General features: G+C 61.0%; 21 protein-coding genes. 14 read left to right on the top strand and 7 right to left on the bottom strand.

Translation table 11 applies throughout. The features are described 5' to 3' along the window. Nucleotides 1–400 precede the first annotated feature (400 nt). The 7 genes from cobJ to AC1D2Q_RS09425 form a co-directional block, all read right to left on the bottom strand. On the bottom strand, nucleotides 401–2,104 hold the full coding sequence (gene cobJ / locus AC1D2Q_RS09395) for a precorrin-3B C(17)-methyltransferase (protein WP_477813007.1): 1,704 nt from the start codon (nucleotides 2,102–2,104) through the stop codon (nucleotides 401–403). Further along, entirely contained in the window at nucleotides 2,104–2,835 is a 732-nt protein-coding gene (locus tag AC1D2Q_RS09400) for a precorrin-2 C(20)-methyltransferase (protein ID WP_018928431.1), read from the bottom strand. The genes cobJ and AC1D2Q_RS09400 overlap by 1 nt, the downstream gene beginning before the upstream one ends. Then, the gene (locus AC1D2Q_RS09405) at nucleotides 2,835–3,461 is read right to left on the bottom strand and encodes a precorrin-8X methylmutase (RefSeq protein ID WP_007937188.1); all 627 of its coding nucleotides are present in this window, start codon (nucleotides 3,459–3,461) and stop codon (nucleotides 2,835–2,837) included. The genes AC1D2Q_RS09400 and AC1D2Q_RS09405 overlap by 1 nt, the downstream gene beginning before the upstream one ends. Beyond that, complete coding sequence (gene cobG, locus AC1D2Q_RS09410) at nucleotides 3,454–4,755, bottom strand: precorrin-3B synthase (protein WP_477813008.1); 1,302 nt, start codon at nucleotides 4,753–4,755, stop codon at nucleotides 3,454–3,456. The genes AC1D2Q_RS09405 and cobG overlap by 8 nt, the downstream gene beginning before the upstream one ends. Nucleotides 4,756–4,923: 168 nt before the next feature. After that, a complete protein-coding gene (locus AC1D2Q_RS09415) occupies nucleotides 4,924–5,586 on the bottom strand; it encodes a hypothetical protein (protein ID WP_477813009.1) in 663 nt (220 codons plus the stop codon). A gap of 52 nt (nucleotides 5,587–5,638) precedes the next feature. Continuing rightward, the gene (locus AC1D2Q_RS09420; protein WP_477813010.1) at nucleotides 5,639–6,454 is read right to left on the bottom strand and encodes a hypothetical protein; all 816 of its coding nucleotides are present in this window, start codon (nucleotides 6,452–6,454) and stop codon (nucleotides 5,639–5,641) included. Between the two features lie 125 nt (nucleotides 6,455–6,579). Continuing rightward, nucleotides 6,580–7,068, bottom strand: a complete 489-nt coding sequence (locus AC1D2Q_RS09425; RefSeq protein ID WP_477813011.1) for a hypothetical protein — start codon at nucleotides 7,066–7,068, stop codon at nucleotides 6,580–6,582. Nucleotides 7,069–7,478: 410 nt separating this feature from the next. Between AC1D2Q_RS09425 and cbiE the strand changes: the two genes are divergently transcribed. The 14 genes from cbiE (at nucleotide 7,479) to urtA (ending at nucleotide 21,498) form a co-directional block, all read left to right on the top strand. Further along, the gene (gene cbiE / locus AC1D2Q_RS09430) at nucleotides 7,479–8,690 is read left to right on the top strand and encodes a precorrin-6y C5,15-methyltransferase (decarboxylating) subunit CbiE (RefSeq protein WP_477813012.1); all 1,212 of its coding nucleotides are present in this window, start codon (nucleotides 7,479–7,481) and stop codon (nucleotides 8,688–8,690) included. Beyond that, nucleotides 8,683–9,780, top strand: coding sequence for a cobalt-precorrin-5B (C(1))-methyltransferase (locus AC1D2Q_RS09435; protein ID WP_477813013.1), 1,098 nt, complete (start codon nucleotides 8,683–8,685; stop codon nucleotides 9,778–9,780). Before cbiE ends, AC1D2Q_RS09435 begins: the two co-directional genes overlap by 8 nt. Beyond that, entirely contained in the window at nucleotides 9,777–10,499 is a 723-nt protein-coding gene (locus AC1D2Q_RS09440) for a cobalt-precorrin-6A reductase (RefSeq protein ID WP_477813014.1), read from the top strand. Before AC1D2Q_RS09435 ends, AC1D2Q_RS09440 begins: the two co-directional genes overlap by 4 nt. A gap of 253 nt (nucleotides 10,500–10,752) precedes the next feature. Then, nucleotides 10,753–11,064, top strand: coding sequence for a hypothetical protein (locus tag AC1D2Q_RS09445; RefSeq protein WP_477813015.1), 312 nt, complete (start codon nucleotides 10,753–10,755; stop codon nucleotides 11,062–11,064). A 48-nt stretch (nucleotides 11,065–11,112) separates the two neighbouring features. Continuing rightward, entirely contained in the window at nucleotides 11,113–11,511 is a 399-nt protein-coding gene (locus AC1D2Q_RS09450; RefSeq protein WP_018928437.1) for a DUF2946 domain-containing protein, read from the top strand. 48 nt (nucleotides 11,512–11,559) lie between these two features. After that, nucleotides 11,560–12,039, top strand: coding sequence for a copper chaperone PCu(A)C (locus tag AC1D2Q_RS09455; protein WP_477813016.1), 480 nt, complete (start codon nucleotides 11,560–11,562; stop codon nucleotides 12,037–12,039). 21 nt (nucleotides 12,040–12,060) lie between these two features. Then, nucleotides 12,061–12,528: a DUF2946 domain-containing protein gene (locus AC1D2Q_RS09460; protein ID WP_477813017.1), complete on the top strand. Its 468-nt coding sequence runs from the start codon at nucleotides 12,061–12,063 to the stop codon at nucleotides 12,526–12,528. A gap of 86 nt (nucleotides 12,529–12,614) precedes the next feature. Then, on the top strand, nucleotides 12,615–14,732 hold the full coding sequence (locus AC1D2Q_RS09465) for a TonB-dependent copper receptor (RefSeq protein ID WP_477813018.1): 2,118 nt from the start codon (nucleotides 12,615–12,617) through the stop codon (nucleotides 14,730–14,732). A 124-nt stretch (nucleotides 14,733–14,856) separates the two neighbouring features. Continuing rightward, nucleotides 14,857–16,236 carry a PepSY-associated TM helix domain-containing protein gene (locus AC1D2Q_RS09470; RefSeq protein WP_477813019.1) on the top strand — a complete coding sequence of 460 codons (1,380 nt, stop codon included), beginning with the start codon at nucleotides 14,857–14,859 and terminating at the stop codon, nucleotides 16,234–16,236. 245 nt (nucleotides 16,237–16,481) lie between these two features. After that, a complete protein-coding gene (locus AC1D2Q_RS09475) occupies nucleotides 16,482–17,270 on the top strand; it encodes an ABC transporter ATP-binding protein (protein WP_477813020.1) in 789 nt (262 codons plus the stop codon). Then, nucleotides 17,267–18,214, top strand: coding sequence for an ABC transporter substrate-binding protein (locus AC1D2Q_RS09480; protein WP_477813021.1), 948 nt, complete (start codon nucleotides 17,267–17,269; stop codon nucleotides 18,212–18,214). The genes AC1D2Q_RS09475 and AC1D2Q_RS09480 overlap by 4 nt, the downstream gene beginning before the upstream one ends. Further along, nucleotides 18,211–19,221 (top strand): FecCD family ABC transporter permease, encoded by a 1,011-nt coding sequence (locus tag AC1D2Q_RS09485; RefSeq protein ID WP_477813022.1) that lies wholly within the window; start codon nucleotides 18,211–18,213, stop codon nucleotides 19,219–19,221. The genes AC1D2Q_RS09480 and AC1D2Q_RS09485 overlap by 4 nt, the downstream gene beginning before the upstream one ends. A gap of 405 nt (nucleotides 19,222–19,626) precedes the next feature. Beyond that, entirely contained in the window at nucleotides 19,627–19,995 is a 369-nt protein-coding gene (locus AC1D2Q_RS09490) for a DUF6124 family protein (RefSeq protein WP_477813023.1), read from the top strand. A gap of 237 nt (nucleotides 19,996–20,232) precedes the next feature. Beyond that, on the top strand, nucleotides 20,233–21,498 hold the full coding sequence (urtA, locus tag AC1D2Q_RS09495) for an urea ABC transporter substrate-binding protein (protein ID WP_477813024.1): 1,266 nt from the start codon (nucleotides 20,233–20,235) through the stop codon (nucleotides 21,496–21,498). Nucleotides 21,499–21,602 lie beyond the last annotated feature (104 nt).

The raw sequence follows: 21,602 nt of genomic DNA on the forward strand, positions 1-21,602 counted from the left end.
GGCATCTAAAGTTTTGGCCTGGAAGTTGAAAACTACGCCTTGAAACAGGCAAGCTCAAACAGGAAGAAATTCAATTAGTTTCAATGAAGCAGAAACAAAAAAACTTAACAACACACCCTAATGACACCAAAAGTTACTTAACACCTCACCAATAAACATGAAACTACTGCCACCTCAAATAAACCTGTCACGCGCTCAACGATGCAAAATATTTAATATTTCCGAATAAATAAAACAAGACATTAGTGACAGAACAAAGACGACAGGCAACCGCGTCAAATCCCATGACAGCCGCTGAAAAGGACGACACGTTCGAACGTGGAAAAAACCAACCCGACCAGTGGGATTCCAGTGCTGTGAAGTGACGGTGAAGACCGCGGCCCCGAAGGGCCGCTGGATATCAGGACGCCGGCTTTTCACCGTACCAGCGTGGCGTATACACCCAATCGCCACCCTCGGCGCGAGGGAATGCGCAGGTAGTGGACGAGCCGACGAGCACCATGGTGCGCATGTCCACTTGATCCGGGGTCAACGCCCCCAAGGTGGTCGTGCGTAAGGTCTGTCCCGGTCGGCCGATATCCCGCCCCAGCACCACCGGCGTTTCAGGTTTGCGATGCTGCGCGACGATCTCCAGCGCACGCCCCAACTGCCATGGCCGTGAACGTGAGATCGGGTTATAGAACGCCAGGGCCAGGTCCGCTTCGGCGGCCAGGTCCAGACGCTTTTCGATGATCGACCACGGCTTGAGATTGTCCGACAGGGACATCACGCAGAAGTCATGTCCCAGCGGCGCACCGGCCTGGGCAGCGGTGGCGAGCGACGCGGAGACGCCCGGCAGGATCTCCAGTTCGACAGTGTGCCAGGCCGGGTCACTCGACTCGTGCAAGGCTTCGAGCACCGCCGCCGCCATCGCGAACACGCCCGGGTCGCCTGAGGACACCACGATCACCGAACGGCCCCGGGCCGCCAGTTCGAAGGCGTGGCGGGCACGCTGCATTTCTTCGCGGTTGTCGGTGCAATGCAGCAACTGATCCGCGCGAAAGGGACCGGCCATGCGCACGTAGGTTTCGTAGCCGAGCACATCGGTGGCCCGGGCCAATTCGGCCTTGACGGCCGGCACCATCAGTTCGGCGGCGCCCGGGCCGAGGCCGATCACGGCCAGACGCCCGCGTGGGCGGCCGACTTGCGTGAGGTCCAGCGGCTGTTCGGTCACGGCCACAGCCGCATTGTTTGTCGTTGCGATGATCGTCGCCGCGGGCACCGCGCTACGGGCCAACGCGCCGATGTCGCTCGCCGGTGCGACAAAACGCAGCGGCACACCCAGCGCAACGGCCGCTTCATGCAACACCGGGCTGGCCATTTCAGTGTCAGCCGCCACCAGACAGGCCAGCGCCTGCACCGCGACGTTCGCCTGCTGTAACGCCGCGCGAACAGTGCCCGGCAAATCCGCCGCGGCGGCACCAATCGCCACCGCAACACTGCGCGGATAAATCACCAGCTCATTGGCACTCGCCTCACGGGCGTCGCTACCGACATGGATCGAACGCTGCGCCAGCGGATCTTCCACCAACTGCGCCTGCTCCAGCCACGGCGCCGCGCCTTCGATGCGCACGCTGTGCCCGGCGAGCAAATCAGAGACAAAACGCTTGCCCAGTTCCAGATCGCCAAGGGCGTAACCGCTTGGCGGATTGAGCAGGCAGGTGCCAAAGCGCAGTTCGCCGCTGGTGGTGATCGCCGCGGCGACCTGCAAACCGGCAGCGATCTTGCGCGCCATGACGTTCACGCCAGCTAGGCCACCGAGCAAGGGCACCACCGCGCTGGCGTCTTCGGCCACGGCCAGCACCGGCGGTTCGGCGCCCTTTTCCAGCAACAGCGCAGCCAGGGTGCGAATGACGATCCCCGCCGCGCACAGGGCAATGATCGGCGTGTCCTGCTGATACAGCTCGCGCAGGGTCGCGCCGAATTCGGGATAAGTGCGGTCGGCGCCCTCGACCCGTCCGGCCAGGCCGTGGATCAACGCAGCCGGATACACCTGTTGAATGCGGCGGGCAGTGGCCAGACTGCCTTGACCGAGAATGACGATTGCGGGCGTGGAATGAGTCATCAGCCTTGCCACCGCTCACCGGGAACGATGATCAGCGAGAAATACGGCGAGGACATCGGCTCGACCTGATCCAGCGGCACGATTTTCTGGTTGGCCATGGTCGCGCGCTCGACGTACAGCGCACGCTCTGCCAGACCGAGTTCTTCCAGCACCTGACGGACCTTGGGAAAGTTGCGCCCCAGTTTCATGATCACTGCCGCATCGGCATCGGCCAGGCGACGCTTGAGGTCTTCGTGGGGCAGCACGCCGGACAACACCGACAGGCTCTGATTGCGATACACCAGCGGCGCACCGAGTACCGAGGCACCGCCGAGCATCGAGCAGACACCCGGCACGACTTCGGCTTCGTAACGCTCGGCCAGTCGATCGTGCAGGTACATGTAGGAGCCGTAGAAGAACGGATCGCCTTCGCAGATCACCGCCACATCACGGCCAGCGTCCAGATGCGCGGCGAGTTGTTCGGCGGCCGTATCGTAGAAATCGCTGATCACTTGTTCATACGACAACGGCGCCGGCAGCGCTTCGGTGGTCACCGGATAAACCAGCGGCAGCAGGGTTTGTGGGTCTTGCAGATGCGCTTCGATGATGCCGAACGCATTGCCCTTCTTGCCCTTGGCGACGAAGTACGCCACCACCGGCGATTCGCGCAGCAGGCGCAAGGCTTTGACGGTAATCAGTTCCGGATCACCGGGGCCGACGCCCAGGCCAATCAAACGTCCAGGTTGCTGCATCATTCGATCTCCGTGGCGAGGGCGTTGACAGCGGCGGCGGCCATGGCGCTACCGCCCAGCCGGCCTTGCATGATGACGAAAGGCACGCCACGGCTGTCCGCCGCGAGCATCGCCTTGGATTCGGCGGCGCCGACGAAGCCCACCGGGAAGCCGAGGATCAGCGCCGGCTTCGGCGCGCCGGCATCGAGCATTTCCAACAGATAAAACAGTGCGGTCGGTGCGTTGCCGATCACCACCACGCTGCCTTCCAGATGCGGGCGCCACAACTCCAGCGCGGCGGCGGAACGGGTATTGCCCAACTCGCGGGCAAGCTCCGGCACGCTGTCGTCGCGCAGGGTGCAAATCACCGGGTTGTTGGCCGGCAAACGCGCGCGGGTCACGCCCTCGCTGACCATCCGCGCGTCGCACAGAATCGGCGCACCAGCCGCCAGCGCGTCGCGCCCGGCCTTGCCGGCGCCTTCGGAAAACTGCAGACCATCGATGGCCTCGACCATGCCGCAAGCATGGATCACCCGCACCGCGAGTTTCTCCAGATCGGCCGGAATACGCGCAAGGTTGGCCTCGGCGCGAATGATCGCGAAGGAGTTGCGATAGATCTCCTGACCGTCGCGGATGTAATCAAGCATCAAGGGGGCTCCGTGAGCGGGCGTCGAGCAAGGCCGCGACCGCTTCAATAGTAAGATTGCGTGCGTGCAGCGCGCCGAAACCCGGCTGCCCTGCATCGCGAAAATAGAGGTCGTAGTGACCGGGGGCGACAGCCAGCAGCGTGACCGGTGCTACATGGGCCGCGGCGCAGGAACGCTGGCAGCCGGACAAATGCACTGTTTGATCGTGACGTTGCAACAGCGCAGCCAATTGCATGGCGTCGCTCTTGGTATCGGCCAGGCCCTTGCCGCAGCCAGCGGAACCGGTGCAGGCGATCGACCGTGACACAGGCTGATCAGCGCCACATAGCAGGCCCAGTTGCTCCAGACGCCTAATGACTTCAGGCGCCCGCTCTTTTCGAACGTTGGGCAGCAACAGACTTTGCCATGGAGTGAAACGCAGACTCGCGTCGCCGAATTCGCATGCCAGTTGCGCCACGCCCCTGAGCATGGCGGGATCGAGCCGCCCCAAAGGCGGTACAGCGCCGACATAGACGTATTCGGTTCCAGCCTGTGGATGATCGCCGATGTGCAGGGCACCCGCAGTCAACAAGCGCTGCCAATCGGTAATCGACTTCAAGGGCACACGCTCGGCCAGGCGAGCGAGAAACTCTGCGAGTGGATACTCGGACAGCAAATGACGCATTCGTGTTTGATCCGGACGCGCCAGGTCGAGAAACAACTCCAGCACCGCTACCACCAGTGCGTGCCCCTGCTCGAGCGACACCGCGCCTGCGGGCCTGTCCGTAGGGCAACCCGCCAGACCGAACGCCAGCAACAGCTCGCCGTTTCGCTCAGCAGCAGACAACCACAGATCATGCGGGTGTTCGAGCATCGCCAACGCCTCGCCGCCATCGAGTTGCACGGCAAACTTGGCGCTGAGCTCGTGGAAACGTTCGTGGCTTTGCAGCGTGGTGAGGATCTGCTCCGCCAGCGCATGCGTGTCGAAGAGCATGTGCCGGTCAATCCCGGCGCTCGGGCTGAGCATCAGGTTGCGCACATCGTCACCCGCCGCGGTACGCGGCCCCAACCCTGCGGCGAGCAGGCTGTCGATCAACGCCGTCTGCTCACTGCCAATCCCGCGAATCTGCAGATTGGCGCGGTTGGTCGCCTCGATGACGCCCCCGGCAAACCGCTCGGCCGCGCTGGCCACCGCTTCAGCCTGGACCGCGCTGATCGAGCCGCCGTTCAGCTTGATCCGGCAGATACCGCCATCCAGCGCCGGGACGATACGCAGCAACCCCGGGCAGGCCGAGGGGCGTAAGGCGGTAGACATCGGGCGTTCGTTCAAAGGGGCGACCGGCAGTGTGGGAAAGGCGCTTCGCGGAGCGAAGGCGCGGTATTATGCCTGCTTTGTCCGACGGCATGATAAGCCTGCCCGTCGAATGGCCGGTCGACCAAACACCACAAGCGCGTCGCAGGCACTCAAACCTGAGGCTCGGCATCAAATAAACGAAATGATCTGCTCCTGACGCCGCGAGCCCAACAATGAAATAACTTTCGCTCGGGAAAGGTCATAGTCCTCTGGATCTATCAGCGCCTTGTAGCCAGCGACCGACACGTTCCCTGGTACTTTTTCAGTGCTGAAACGGTGGCGAAGAAGGTTATCAGCTACTGCTTCATCCATCTCGAAAGATATCACCGCAATAGACATAGCAATGCCTTGAGAGAGCACACCGAACTTGAACCGTATCCACCTTTCCTGCTGCAGAGCATACTTTCGGAGCACTTCGTTCGCCGGGGAAGTCACTGCCTGGTCAGACAAAAATTCCAGAGTTGTGTACAAAGCCTCGGCAGTGGCGGCGGGCATCCACTGACGCAGAACCTGTTGCGCCAGTTCAGCCAAGGTAAAACTGCCGGGCAAAGGCACGGGAAGGCTGACGCTGGGATCGTCCAACAACGTTGCACCCATTACTCTCATGGCCATCTTGTCGGCGTGAGCCCAGGACTCGAACTCTGTCAAATCAGGCACTTTATGAGACGCCACTGTTTGAGAATAAAGCAGTGCATCCAGACCGTCGTACCTCTCCGATTCCGGCAGTTCGTTGGCCATTAAAATGACGGCGCCGGCACAGATGGAAGCCTTAAAGCCAAAACCTGCATTCATTGATATTTCCCTAATAAAAGTCAGAGGCTTACACCTCTGACTTCAATTCAATTCAGGCTGCGCCAAATTCATAGCTGAGCGCTTTTTCACGCTGCGCGGTCAATGCCTTAACGATCAGTGGTTCGACAACCAGATAGTCTTCTTCGTCCATATGCATCGTGGCCGCACCGTTATAAATTTCGACACTGGAGGTACTCCATTCCGCAAACAACACTTTTGTCGGCTGAGCGGCGGCGAAGTACTGAACAGCGCCAATGGCCAGGGTGATATCACCGTCAGCGCCCTCCAGAGCACTCGTCATGCAGAAATTCCCGCCTTCGGCCTTCTTCGAATTACGTTCGAACAGGGTCAACGCTTCAGGCTCATCCTTCAGCGCCTTCATGGTAGCGTCTGCCACATCGGAGAGTACTTTCAATGCCGCCGCACCTTGAGCCACCGCCGCGGTCACCGCGGTATGGAGAACAGAAAGTGCAATATTATCCATGGTCAGTTTTTGGGAGCTGGCTTGATAGCGATTATAAGGCTGACTAAAAGCAAACCATCCCGACACTCTCATAAGCCTCATGAACTCGTTGTAACGTTGCTCTTTCTGATTGGGATTCGGGTATTTCAGCAAGGCAACCAGATCGGCGTACATATAAGTATTTTTGACAATACGCTTGCTTCGCTTGGACATGCTTTTGTCGAATCCCGCGATACCTGTACCCATGATCGCTGCATTAAGCTCATCTTTGTCGATGGGCAATCCACTACTGGAGGATACTTTAAACGAACGAGGCACTGGCTGCGCAGCGATAAGCTTATTGCACTCTTCAATTAACGCAACTCGCTCAGCTACGGAAGGGGCTTGATTGGACAACTCAGTCATAACATTGATTCCTTTCAGATTTTTTTTAAGCGCCCTCATGGCGCCAACTCAAACTAACTTCCACCCAGCATTTAATCAACTCACAAGAGATTCAATTCATTTCAGCGCGAACCGCCCAGGCGAAGTTACCGCGTCAATTCGACTTCCTTGATTCGCATGTCCCTGACAGCCTCGCTCAGGTCTGCTCGATATTTATCCATTTGACGTGGAGTGATCACGAACCGCCGAGACTGAATATCCAGTTGCGACTTCGAATACTCAACATCCCAAAACAAATAAGTGGACACCCAGTTGGCGCTGAGCAACCGTACGTTACTGATCACTATTTCAAGCTCATTGTAACGATTGTACTGCGCCGGCAAGAAACGAAAATCTCCCCATTCCCTTGTACTTTCCGTGAACAAATCAAGCCCTGCAATGTTGTGCTCAAGCAGTTGAAAAGTCTCTTGCACCTGCTTCAGCTTTGCCCTGCTCACCAACCAGGACAAGGACTTCGCCCAACTTTCCAACAAGTCACCGGAAAAATTTTTTTCAACGATTATCACGGGGTCGTGCTCCAGCCCCCAACCGACAGACCAAAGCCCCCCCGAGTAAAACTCGAACCACAGGCTCACGCCTTCTATCATGGCGAAGGTCAGCCTGAAACTGCGCCCAGCGCATGCTGTCCTTGATGTACTGTTTATCCTGTCTGGACAAACCGGGGGAAAATGCCAACAGGTTACTACCGAGCACGGTGGCACTACTCTCTCCAGACAGCTGACTGATCGATTGCTGCGTATCATTCATATACATATCCATTGTTGTTCATCTAACTTTCTGGCAGTTACTTACTCACTCAGCACGCCCCTTAAATGCACTTATTGAACTTCATGCAAAAAATACACTAACAACAAACCAACCACTCCAGAAAAAACAACATCAACATTTGATGTCCGGCCGTGTTCGATAAAATGGATAGCAGTCAGGTCGAGAAAGCCGCGCTATCATGCCGCCCATTAACGATAAACGCGTAATGAGGAGCGGCATGATTCCTTGGCTTACGGTTGTAGGCATAGCTGAAGACGGCTTCAAGGGCCTGGGCAAGAACGCCCGTCACGCCCTGCTGGGCGCTTCGCGGATCTTCGGCAGCCAGCGGCAACTGGATTTGTTGCCCGTGTGCATTCGCGGCGAACGCCAGCCCTGGCCCAGTCCATTTTCCCTTGAGCCGGTACTGGCGCTGCGTGGCGAGCCGGTGTGTGTGCTGGCCAGCGGCGATCCGATGTTCTTCGGCGTCGGTGCCAGCCTGGCACGGCAACTGCCCGCCACGGAAATGCTGATCCTGCCCGCCCCCTCTTCCGTATCGCTGGCAGCCGCTCGCCTGGGCTGGCCGTTGCAGGATGTGGTGACGCTGTCGGTGGTCGCCCGTCCCGTCGCCGCGCTCAACGCTCATTTGTTCAGCGGTGTGCGTTTGCTGGTGTTGAGCAACGACGGCCAGAGTCCGGCGGCCATCGCGGCGCTGCTGCGTGAACGCGGTTTCGGGCCGAGTCGCCTCACCGTGCTGGAGCATTTGGGCGGCGAAGCCGAACGACGCATCGAGGGCGCTGCCAACGACTGGAGCGAGCCGCAGATCGCCGACCTGAACCTGATCGCCATCGAATGCATCGCCGAACCGAACACACCGCGCCTGTCGCGCCTGGCCGGCCTGCCGGATTCGGCCTTCCAGCATGACGGCCAACTGACCAAACGCGACGTGCGCGCCATCACCCTTGCACGCCTCGCCCCGGTCCCCGGCGAACTGCTGTGGGACGTCGGCGCTGGCAGTGGTTCGATCGGCATCGAATGGATGCGCGCTCACCCGAGTTGCCGGGCGCTGGCCGTCGAAGCGGATGAGGGACGGCAGTCGTTGATCGAACACAACCGCGATGCCCTGGGCGTTCCCGGCCTGCAATTGATTCGCGGCAGTGCACCTCAAGCCCTGAACGGGCTCGAGCGCCCGGACGCGATTTTCATCGGCGGTGGCGTCACTCGTGAAGGCGTGCTCGATACTTGCTGGGCGCAACTCAAACCCGGCGGCCGGTTGATCGCCAACGCTGTGACACTGCAAAGCGAAGTGACCTTGATGGCCTGGCGTGAACGGCATGGTGGTGAGCTGACCCGCATTCACGTCGCCCAGGCGCAACCGTTGGGCGAGTTCGATACCTGGCGTCAGGCGCTGCCGATTACCTTGCTGGACGTGACGAAACCCCTCGATGCGTGACGAAACCGCCGAACAACCCGCCCCGCTGCGCAGCGGCTTGACCACCGGCAGCTGCGCCACCGCCACCAGCCTCGCGGCCGCCCGCCTGCTGCTCGGCGGCGTGGCAGCGGACGCCGTCGAGATCATTCTGCCCAAAGGCAAACGGGTGCAAATGCGCCTGGAATTCTGTCGACTGACGGACGACGGCGCCGAAGCCGGAACGATCAAGGACGCCGGCGACGACCCCGACGTGACCCACGGCGCCCTGCTGTTTTCCCAGGTGCGCTTGCACAGCGAACCGGGTATCCGCTTCAGCGCCGGCCGTGGCGTCGGCACCGTCACCCGGCCCGGGCTGGTGCTGAACGTCGGCGAACCGGCGATCAACCCGGTGCCGCGCAAGATGATCACCGATCACCTGACGTTGCTGGCCGAGGAACTGAATTACCAGGGCGGCTTCGAGGTCACGGTGAACGTCGAGGACGGCGAAGCCCTGGCGCTGAAAACCATGAACCCACGGCTGGGCATTCTCGGCGGCTTGTCGATCCTCGGCACCAGCGGCATCGTCCGGCCATTCTCCTGCGCCGCCTACATCGCCTCGATCCACCAGGGTATCGACGTCGCCAAAACCAATGGCTACCTGCACATCGCCGCGTGCACTGGCAACGCCAGCGAAGACACCATGCGCCGGGTTTACGACTTGCCGGAAATCGCCCTGATCGAAATGGGCGACTTCGTCGGTGCGGTGCTCAAGCACCTGCGCAAAGTGCCTGTGGATAAACTCAGCCTGTGCGGCGGCTTCGGCAAGATCAGCAAACTGGCGGCCGGGCACATGGATTTGCACAGTCGGCATTCAAGCATCGACCTGCCGCAACTGGCTGAATGGGCCGCAGCAGTCGGTGCCGATGCGGCGTTGCAACAGGCGATCCGCGACGCCAATACCAGTCAGCAAGCCTTGGCCATGGCCAGCGCCGCCGGGATCGCCCTCGGCGACGCGGTGTGCCAGCACGCCCTCGACTTTGCCCGCAGCGTGGTGCCGGCGCAGGTTCAGGTCGAAGTGTTCGCCATCGATCGCCAGGGCGGGATTGTCGGCCATGCGGGAGTTTTTCAATGAAGCGCGTGTTGTTGCTCGGCGGTGTCACTGAGGCATTGGCCATCGCCCGAACCCTGGGGCCGGAGCACATCTACAGCCTGGCTGGCGTCGGTCGTGTGCCGACGGATCTGAACTGTCAGGTCCGCGTTGGCGGCTATGGCGGCGCCGAAGGTCTGGCGCAGTTCATCCGCGATGAAGGTATTGACCTGCTGCTGGATGCGACCCACCCCTACGCGGCCCGCATCAGCCACAACGCCGCCACCGCCGCGAAGTTGAGCGGCATTGCCTGCTGGGCCTTGCGCCGTCCGGCCTGGCAGCCACAAGCCGCAGATGACTGGCGCGAAGTCAGCGACTGGGCCGAGCTGATCCACGCGCTGAAACCCTTTCGCCGACCGCTGTTCACCCTCGGTCGCGAGCCATTGCAACACCTGCACGAAATCCCGCCGGAGCAATTCTGGACGTTGCGTGCACTGGACGTTTATCCGGGCAACGAGCGCTGCGAAGTGATCGGCGCGCGTGGGCCGTTTCTGATCGAGGATGAACGCGCGTTGTTCGAGCGGCGGCAGATCGACGTGCTGATCAGCAAGAACAGCGGCAGCACCGCCACCGAGCCGAAGCTGGAAGTGGCGCGGGAACGTGGAGTGCCGGTGCTGGTGTTGAAGCGGCCGGTGTTGCCAGGGGTTGAGCGGGAGTTTGGGGCGGTGACTGAGGTTTTAACAGCCCTCACACAAAACTGGTAGCAGCTGGCGAAGGCTGTGTTCGGCTGCGCAGCAGTCGTAAAATCAAACACCACGGTCTGCCAGGTTGACTGCGGCGCATGGGATCACGACCGCTACGCAGCCGAACGCAGCCTTCGGCAGCTGCGACAGAAAATGCGCAATCCCCTACATATCCATCGGACCTAACGCACAACATCATCCAAATCGACTGACTTGTGGGCTCACAACCCAACCCCCATATTTCAAGCCCCACCCATGTAACGGGAAATGGCGGATGACTGAAAAATTCACTCGCTTCGATATCACTGAGTTTCTCCTGACGTCTGCCGATATGTGGCACTACATCAAGGCCTGCGAAGAGGAAGACCTGGGTGATGGGAGCTTCAATCGTGTAGCGCTCAGAGATGTCAAACACACAATCCGGGCAAGAATCCAAATCGACCCTCAATTCGCTCAGGCATTAAGAATCGAAGTCGCTACACTCTTTCAAAACGGCGAGGCTGAGCTTGCACGCCGGCTGCTCGATATGCTGACTGACTCGCTGCGACACCACACCGCACGCGGTCTTTTTACTTATCGCCCCTGATCAGGCTAAATAGCCGCGCCTGATCGCCCACTCAAACGGATCTGTCCCATGTCCCGACAACGGCTCGCATTTGCCTGGATCGCCTGCTTTGCAGTGCTGTTCAACATGCTCGCCATGCCGATGTCCGGTGCGATGGCCCAAACGGCGAAATCGCCGGCCGAACAGTTGCTGTGGGGCAGTTTCTGCTCTTCCAGCGGCACAAAGCTGGTGGCGATTTCCTTGGGCGACATCGAGCAGAAAGCCCCGCAGAACGACGATCATTCCAACATGCAGCATTGCTGGTGTTGCTCGGGCTCCGCGCCGTTGGTGGCGTTGCCGGGGCATGCGCCGCAGTTGTATTACGCGCGATTCGAGGCCAATCGAAGCGTGCCGCCTGCCACGCTCGACACACCGACACCGCGCCAGCAATGGCCCAGCCTCAACCCCCGCGCGTCCCCTCTGGTGTGATTCCTTCTCGCAATTGACCTGCGTTTTGAATCGTTCTGGAGAACTGCCATGTTGAACAAACTCATCGTCCTGGCTGTGTTGCTGCTGCCTGCCTGTTTTGCCAATGCCCACGAATACAAGGTTGGCGAACTTGAGATCGCCCATCCGTGGTCGCAGGAGTTGCCGCCCAATGCGCCCACCGTCGCGGCGTACTTCGTGATTCACAACAGCGGCAAAACCGCTGATCGGCTGCTCAGCGTCGGCTCGCCGATATCCGGCAAGGCTGAGTTGCACGAACATGTGATGCAAAACGATCTGATGAAAATGCAGCAAGTGCCCATCGTCGAGATTCCGGCAGGTGGCGAAGTCACCTTCGCGCCGATGGCGTATCACGTGATGCTGCTGGAGCTCAGAGACCGCAGCCTGTTGAGCGACGGCAAGCACTTTCCACTGACCCTGCACTTCGAGAAGTCCGGTGATGTAACGGTCGAGGTCTCGGTGCAGAAAAAGGCGCCGGACAGCATGCAAGCGCACATGCACGCCCAGTAATCGCCCCCGTTGAAAACGCCTATGCGCCCGCATAGCGCCAGGCCATCCGTGCGCCGCCGTCAGCCAATGAGCCTGACCCGCGGCAGCTGGATCAGCCTGTTCGCCATGCTGATGATCTTTATCGGCCCGCTGATTTCTCAGTCGATGCCGATGGATTCGCGCGCGGCTGCTTCGAGCATGGCAATGGGCATGTCCATGAACATGTCGATGGACATGGGCATGGACATGTCGGCGATTGAGCACGCCGACCACGACGCACAACCCGCCGCCGAACACTGCCGGCCGACAGCCGAGCATCACGCGCTGTGGGAAAAGTGCGGCTATTGCAGCCTGCTGTTCAATTGCCCCGCGCTCACCAGTGGCGCTTCATTCACCGCGTTCGACACCCCGCCCGCCACCACCTTCACCACACCCGCCACTCGCCTGGGCCACGCCCGGCAAACCATCTTCCCTGGCGCCCGCACCCGCGCCCCGCCCATCGTCGCGTAAACACCCCCACCTCTGATCTCACACGGTTTAGAAGACAGCCGCAGGCTGCCGGCCGTGTCGTTTACGACTGTTCGATGGAAATTGTCATGTCCAGGTTTTCTGCTGACACACGTTTGGGCGCTGCCCAGGCTTTTTTTGCCCTGAACCCATCCCGCGTTCGTTTCAGGCAAGCCACCGCCGCCCTTTGCGGCTTGTTGCTGACGCCAATGGTGCTGGCCGATGAGCACGCCGGCCACACCGAAGAACTGAGCCCGACGGTGATCACCGCCATCGCGCCGAGCTCGCCGCTGACCGTCGTCACCAACCCCAAGGACCCGCGCCAACCGGTGCCGGCCAGCGACGGTGGCGATTATCTGAAGACCATCCCCGGCTTCGCGCTGGTGCGCAACGGCGGCACCAACGGCGACCCGGTGCTGCGCGGCATGTTCGGCTCGCGCCTGAATATCCTCACCAACGGCAGCATGATGCTCGGCGCCTGCCCCGGCCGGATGGACGCGCCGACCTCGTACATCTCACCGGAAACCTACGACAAACTCACCGTGATCAAAGGCCCGCAAACCGTGCTCTGGGGCCCCGGCGCATCGGCCGGCACCATCCTGTTCGACCGGGAGCCGGAAAGCTTCGGCGAACTCGGCACAAGGGTGAATGCCAGCGTATTGGCCGGCTCCAACGGCCGCTTCGACAAAGTGCTGGACGCCGCCGCTGGCGGGCCGTTGGGTTACGTGCGCGTGATCGGCAACACCGCGCATTCCGATGACTACAAGGACGGCAACAACGACACCGTGCCCTCGCGCTACGACAAGTGGAACGGCGATGTCGCTGTCGGCTGGACGCCGAACGCCGACACCCTGCTGGAATTGACTGCCGGCAAGGGCGACGGCGAAGCCCGTTACGCCGGGCGCGGCATGGACGGTTCGCAGTTCTTGCGCGAAAGCCTCGGCCTGCGCTTCGAGCAATCGAACATCGGTGAGGTGCTGGATAAGGTCGAGGCGCAGGTCTACTACAACTACGCCGACCACGTGATGGACAACTATACCCTGCGCACGCCGTCCGGCACCGGGATGATGGCCGGCCCGATGGCTTCCAACGTCGACCGCCGAACCCTCGGCGCGCGGATCAAAGCCACCTGGCGCTGGGCCGATGTGCAGTTGATCAGTGGCCTGGATGCGCAAACCAACGAACACCGCCAACGCAGCGCCATGGGTATCGACACCTACAAGGATGTGCCCCGCAACAAGGACGCCGACTTCCACAACTACGGCGTGTTCAGCGAACTGACCTGGTACGCCGCCGACCGTGATCGACTGATCACCGGCGCACGACTGGACCGTGCTTCGGCCAAGGATTATCGACAGACCATCGGCTCCGGGATGATGGCCCGCCCCAACCCGACCTCCGACGACACCCGCGCCGACACCCTGCCCAGCGGTTTCGTGCGTTACGAGCATGACCTGGCCGACAGCCCGACCACGCTGTATGCGGGCCTCGGTCATGCCCAGCGGTTCCCGGATTACTGGGAGCTGTTTTCGCCCAACTCCGGCCCCGCCGGTTCGGTGAATGCGTTCGACTCGATCAAGCCGGAGAAAACCACCCAGCTCGACTTCGGCCTGCAATACAAGACCGCCGACCTCGAAGCCTGGGCCTCGGGTTACGTCGGGCAGGTGCGCGATTACATCCTGTTCAACTACACACCGGGGATGATGGGCACCACCTCGCAAGCCGAGAACATCGACGCGCGAATCATGGGCGGTGAACTCGGTGCGGCCTACAAGCTGACGACCAACTGGAAAGCCGATGCGACCCTGGCCTACGCCTGGGGCAAGAACAGCAGCGACGGCACTGCCTTGCCACAAATGCCACCGCTGGACGCCCGTTTCGGCCTGACCTACAGCGAAGACAACTGGAGCGCCGGCGCCTTGTGGCGGGTGGTCGCGGCGCAAAACCGTATCGACCGGAACAAGGGCAACGTGGTCGGCAAAGACTTCGACAAAAGCTCGGGGTTCGGCGTGTTCTCGCTCAACGGCGCGTACCGGATCAACAAGAACTGGAAGGTCAGCAGCGGCGTCGACAACTTGTTCGGCAAGGCCTACGCCGAACACCTGAACCTGGCCGGCAACGCCGGTTTCGGCTTCCCGGCCAATGATCCCCAAGCCATCAACGAACCGGGGCGCACGCTCTGGACCAAGGTCGACATGAGCTTCTAAGAGCATCGCGGGCAAGCCCGCCCCCACAGCTTCAACACCGCCGTGGGAGCGGGTTTGCCCGCGAATGACTGCGCAGCAGTCACCAGACAATGACAAAAGATCCAAGCCTAGCGGAGCACTCGAAGTGAAACAGCCCAAACCGAATTTCTACAACCTGGCCTGGCGTTGGCATTTCTATGCCGGCCTGTTCGTCGCGCCGTTCATGGTGATGCTGGCCCTGACCGGCATCGTCTACCTGTTCAAACCGCAACTCGATCCATTGATGTACGGCAGCCTGATGAACATCCCGGCCGGTCATCACACCGTGGCCGCCGACGACCTGCTCAAACGGGTGAAAGAGGCGTATCCACAAGCCCGGATCAAACAATACCTGCCGCCGGTCAACGCCGAACGCAGCGCGCAATTCGTGGTGATCAATGAAGGTCATGAACTGAACGTGTTCATCGATCCGTACCACGGCGATATCCTCGGCGAGCAAGACGCGAAGAACAATCTGCAGGCGCTCGCACGCTCGATTCACGGCGAGTTGATGATCGGCACCGTCGGTGATCGGCTGGTGGAGCTGGCCGCCGGTTGGGGTGTGGTGTTGGTGGTCTCCGGGGTATTTTTGTGGTGGCCGCGTGGTCAGTACGCCGGCGTGCTGTGGCCGCGCCTCAGCCGTCGCGGACGTGTGCTGTGGCGTGACTTGCACGCAGTGACCGGGTTCTGGGGCGCGGCGTTTTTGCTGGTGATGTTGCTCAGCGGCATGACCTGGACCGGCTTCTGGGGCAAGCAGTACGCCGACCTCTGGAACCGCTTTCCGGTCGCCATGTGGAATGACGTGCCCAAGTCCGACGTCGAGGCCCGCAGCCTCAACAGCGCCACACGCCAGACCGTGCCGTGGGCCATGGAAAACACGCCGATGCCAATGTCTGGCGACCATGCCGAACACATGGCTCACGCCAGCACGCAAGCCGGCCCGGCGGCGTCGACCATCAGCCTGCAAGACGTGCAAAACATTGCCGTGCAGCGCAAGGTCGAGCCTGGCTACAGCATTACCTTCCCGACCACCGCGACCGGTGTGTTCACCATCGCGGTGTTCGCCGACGACCCGCGCAACGACGCCACCCTGCACGTCGACCAGTACACCGGCGACGTCCTCGCCGACGTGCGCTGGCAGCATTACAGCAACGTCGCCCGCGCCACGGAGGTCGGCGTGATGCTGCACGAAGGCAAGATGTTCGGCCCGTTCAATCAGATCATCGTGCTGCTGATCTGCCTGATGATTTTGCTCAGCGCCGTCAGCGGCGTGGTGATCTGGTGGAAGCGTCGGCCACAGGGCAAGTTCGGTGTGCCACCCTTGCGTCACGACCTGCCGAAATGGAAAACCGCAATGGTCATCATGTTCGCCCTGGCGGTGATGTTTCCGTTGGTGGGGGCTTCGCTGGTTGTCGTGTGGCTATTGGATTGGGGGCTGCTGTCGCGCCTGGGCCGGCAAATTGAATCCACCTCACCTTCATCATGAAACAGGCGAGATACGCGTACGCGTAAAGCCAATACAATGCGGGCCAGCATTGAATCCTTGGCAAACCGCCAAGTTTTTGTGGCGAGGGAGCTTGCTCCCGCTGGGTTGCGCAGCAACCCCAAACCTGACGCCGCGGTTTCTCCGGGTATACCGCGTTGTCGGGCTTTACGACTGCTGCGCAGCCGAGCGGGAGCAAGCTCCCTCGCCACAGGTTGTGTGCTGGCTGAACGATCATCAGGAATGAAATGACTTCGCTGAACCTCACCAACCTCGCCTGGACACCCCTGGGCCACGGCCACTGCCATCACCAGTTCCAGCTGCGTGACGCCTCCTTGCACGTGGCTGCCGGTGAGTTCGTCGGGTTGATCGGCCCCAACGGCAGCGGTAAAACCAGCCTGCTGCGGTGCGCTTATCGCTTCAGCAAACCGGAAAGCGGCGAAGTAAAACTCGACCATCACAACGTCTGGAAGCAGTCCTCACGCTGGTGTGCGCAACGCATCGCCGTGGTGTTGCAGRAATTTCCCGACGCCTTCGGCCTGACCGTCGATGAAGTGGTCGCCATGGGCCGCACGCCGCACAAAGGACTGTTCGACGGCGACACCGTGCACGACCGCAACCTCGCGGCCCACGCCCTGGAATCAGTCGGCCTCAAAGGCTTCGAAGACCACGCCTTCGCCACCCTGTCCGGCGGTGAAAAGCAGAGGGTGATCCTCGCCCGCGCCCTGGCCCAGCAACCGCAATTGCTGATCCTCGATGAACCGACCAACCACCTCGACCCGCGCTATCAACTGGAACTGCTGCAGCTGGTCAAACGCCTGCAGATCGGCACGCTGGCGAGCATCCATGACCTCAATCTTGCGGCGGCCTTCTGTGATCGGCTGTACGTAATCCATCACGGTCGCATCGTGGCCAGCGGCCCCCCCAAGGAAGTCCTGACCACACACCTGCTGCACAACGTGTTCGGCGTCGACGCCCTGATCGATGACCATCCCTTGCACGGCTACCCACGAATCACCTGGATAACCCAACCATGACTTTGCGTTCCCTGCTTTGCGTCGCGTTGTTGCTGGGCAGTGCCCATGCCTTCGCCGAGGCCACCAAATACCCGCTGACTGTCCAGAGTTGCAACCGCGCAGTGACCTTCAAGCAAGCGCCGATACACGCGGTCAGCCACGACATCAACATGACCCAGATGATGCTCGCCCTCGGTCTCAAACCCAGGATGGCCGGCTACAGCGGCGTGACCGGATGGAAATCGGTGACGCCCCAGATGCAGACCATCCTCGATGGCTTGCCGGAGCTGGCAGCCAAGTATCCGTCGGTGGAAACCCTGCTCAACGCCAACGTCGACTTCTTCTTCGCCGGTTGGGACTACGGCATGCGCGTGGGCGGTGACCTCACGCCGCAAACCCTGCAACCGCTGGGCATCAACGTCTATGAGTTGACCGAGTCCTGCGCCTTCGTGATGAAGCGCCCACCGGCCAGCCTGGAAGACACCTACAACGACCTGCGCAACCTCGGCAAAATCTTCGACGTGCAGGACCGCGCCAACACCGTGATCGCCGAGATGCAGGCGCAAGTCGCCGAGGTGCGCCAGGATCTGCCGACCGACAAGCCTCGGGTGTTTCTGTACGACAGCGGTGAAGACCGGGCCATGACCTCCGGGCGCCTGGGCATGCCGCAGGCGCTGATCGACGCGGCCGGCGGGCGCAACATTCTCGATGACGTCGAGGCGAGCTGGACTCGGGTCAATTGGGAGAACGTGGTCGAACGTAATCCGCAGGTGATCGTGATCGTCGATTACGGCGAAGTCACCGCCGAACAGAAGGAGCAATTTTTGCTGAACAACCAGGCCCTGCAATCGGTGGACGCGATCAAGAACCAGCGCTTTATCGTCATTCCGTACGTGCAGGCCACGCCGGGGATCGATAACGTGCTGGCGGTTGAAACCCTGGCCAAGGGTTTCCACGGCGAATGATCGACCGTCGTTATGCCTTGTTGCTGATGGCCCTCGGCGCGCTGTTGCTGGTGTCGTGTGTGGTATCGCTGGGTTTTGGTCCGGCGCGGGTGCCGGTGGAGGTGGTGTGGCGGATTTTGCTGCACAAGATTTTCGGTATCGGCGTACCGGACTGGGCCGCTGGGCAGGAACACATCGTCTGGCTGATCCGCGTGCCACGCATGTTGCTCGGCGCACTGGTGGGCGCCGGCCTGGCGTTGATTGGCGCGGTGCTGCAAGCGGTGACGCGCAATCCACTGGCTGATCCGCACCTGCTCGGTGTGACCTCCGGCGCGACCCTCGGCGCGGTGATCGTGGTGTTGCATGTCGGTGAAATCGTCGGCCTGCTGACCTTGCCCATCGCGGCGTTCATCGGCGCGCTGCTGAGCATGTTGGTCGTGCTGATGATCGCCAACCGCAACGGTCGGCTCGACAGTGATCGGCTGCTGCTGTGCGGCGTGGCGGTGTCGTTCGTGATGATGGCGATCGCCAACCTGCTGCTGTTTCTCGGTGACCATCGCGCCAGTTCGGCGGTGATGTTCTGGATGCTCGGTGGCCTCGGGCTGGCGCGCTGGGAATTGCTCGCCGTACCCGCCGCGAGTGTATTGCTCGGGTTGGTGTTGCTGCTGGGCATGGCCCGACCGTTGAATGCGTTGATGGCGGGTGAGCAGACGGCTGTGACCCTCGGGGTGAATGCTCGCACCGTGCGCTTGCGGGTGTTTTTGATTGCCTCGCTGATGACCGGGGTGCTGGTGTCGATCAGCGGCTCGATTGGTTTTGTCGGGCTGATGGTGCCGCACATTGCACGACGCTTGGTGGGGGCCGAGCATCGACGGTTACTGCCGGTGTGCGTGTTGTTGGGCAGTCTGTTCCTGGTCTGGGTCGACGTGGCCGCACGAACGTTGATCGCCCCGGAAGACCTGCCCATCGGCGTCGCCACCGCCGCCATCGGCGGGCTGTTCTTCATCGGCCTGATGCGCCGGCGCTGACTCACCGCTCCCACAGGGTGATCGTTCCCACGCTCCCGCGTGGGAATGCCGCCAGGGACGCTCCGCATTCTGCCTTTGAATGTTTAACGGATGTATCAGAACTCAGACCTTTCCCACGCATCTTTCAGGTTGTCCGTCGGAAGCGGGCTCTCTAGTCTTTGGCTGTCGCTGAAAACTCAGTGATCGGGTGTGAGAAGCCCGGCAACTTATGGTCATCCAGTGTCTGTACACGCATAATCGCCGCCAGCTTATTAGCTGCCTGCAAATGTGTTATGGCGGCTGTGTGCGGGCGGACTTCGGTCCGGCCGGGTGTCCATAACCGGTCTTCTCACCTCGCACATAGCTGCCACCTCTTCCCGTGTGAGAAGCGGCAAGTGGAGGCTCCAACGCTGGAGAAATTTTTCAATGGACAAATTAATTCCTGACCCACCCTTCAACACCACCACCCCCAACGCCGAAGCCTCGCGCAACGAAGAATTACTCAAGGATCGCGAAGCCATAAAACGCGCCCTCGACTACTACCTCGATCCCCCGGCGCAATACACCGAAAAACCCCGTCGCCCCAGCACGATGTTCATGGTCGCCCCGGACATGGATACCGAAAGCCTCCTGGCCCACGCCTACGAATCGTTAGCCACGGCGAGTGTCCTGGCCAGCGACTTCGCCAACGACCTGACCGGCCCGCAGCGCTACACGGCGCTGGCGATTCAACAGAGCATCATGCTGGCGGAGCTGGCGGTGAACCGGGCGCTGGATAACGTCGACCCGGCGTAGACCGCGTTATCGACCATCGCGGGCTTGCCCGCGATGGCTGCATCGCCCCAATGTGGCGCATCTTCTCGCACCAACGCGCCAGCCCCGTCCCTTCATGGTGCGTCACGCAAACCCCGCAACCACTCTAATACGACATTTCCTTGCCCGTCCCCGACCGGGCACAGCCCTTGCAAAACAGCCTTCAGTCGTCCGCATCTGCCAACCATAAAAAACTTTAACGTTCATGGAGATCGCACAATGAAGCGTCACAGTTTGATCAAGGCTTTCACACTCACGGCAAGCATTGCCGCGATGGGCATGGCCTGGACTGTCCAGGCCGCCGAGACCATCAAGGTCGGTATTCTGCATTCGTTGTCCGGGACCATGGCGATCTCCGAAACCTCGCTCAAAGACATGGCGTTGATGACCATCGACGAAATCAACGCCAAGGGCGGTGTGAACGGCAAGATGCTGGAGCCTGTCGTCGTGGACCCGGCGTCGAACTGGCCGCTGTTCGCCGAAAAGGGCCGGCAGTTGCTGACCCAGGACAAGGTGGCGGTGGTGTTCGGTTGCTGGACCTCGGTGTCGCGTAAATCGGTGCTGCCGGTGTTCGAAGAACTCAACGGCTTGCTGTTCTACCCGGTGCAATACGAAGGCGAAGAGATGTCGCCGAACGTGTTCTACACCGGCGCGGCGCCCAACCAGCAGGCGATTCCGGCAGTGGAATACCTGATGAGCGAAGAAGGCGGCAGCGCCAAGCGCTACTTCCTGCTCGGCACCGACTACGTCTACCCGCGCACCACCAACAAAATCCTGCGCTCGTTCCTGCACTCCAAAGGTGTGGCCGACAAGGACATCGAAGAGGTCTACACCCCGTTCGGCCATAGCGACTATCAAACCATCGTGGCCAGCATCAAAAAATTCTCTGCCGGTGGCAAGACGGCGGTCATCTCCACCGTCAACGGCGACTCCAACGTGCCGTTCTATAAAGAGCTGGCCAACCAGGGCCTGAAAGCCACCGACGTTCCGGTCGTGGCGTTCTCCGTGGGTGAAGAAGAACTGCGCGGCATCGACACCAAACCGCTGGTGGGCAACCTCGCGGCGTGGAACTACTTTGAGTCGGTGGAAAACCCGGTGAACAAGAAGTTCGTCGATGACTGGAAAGCCTACGCCAAGAAACACAACCTGCCGGGCGCCGACAAAGCGGTGACCAACGACCCGATGGAAGCCACTTACGTTGGCATCCACATGTGGGCGCAAGCAGCCGAGAAAGCCAAATCCACCGACGTCGACAAGGTCCGCGAAGCCCTGGCCGGCCAGACCTTTGCTGCACCGTCCGGCTACACCCTGACCATGGACAAGACCAACCATCACCTGCACAAGCCAGTAATGATCGGTGAGATTCAGGCCGACGGTCAGTTCAACGTGGTGTGGCAGACCGAAGGGCCGATCCGCGCCCAACCGTGGAGCCCGTTCATTCCGGGCAACGACAAGAAGCCGGAGTATGCGGTGAAGAGCAACTGATTCACCCCGCTTAGCCTGATCGTTCCCACGCTCCGCGTGGGAATGCCTCAACGGACGCTCTGCGTCCGCTTTGGGACGCGGAGCGTCCCGGGCTGCATTCCCAC

This window comes from Pseudomonas sp. P1_A1 (assembly GCF_056406935.1).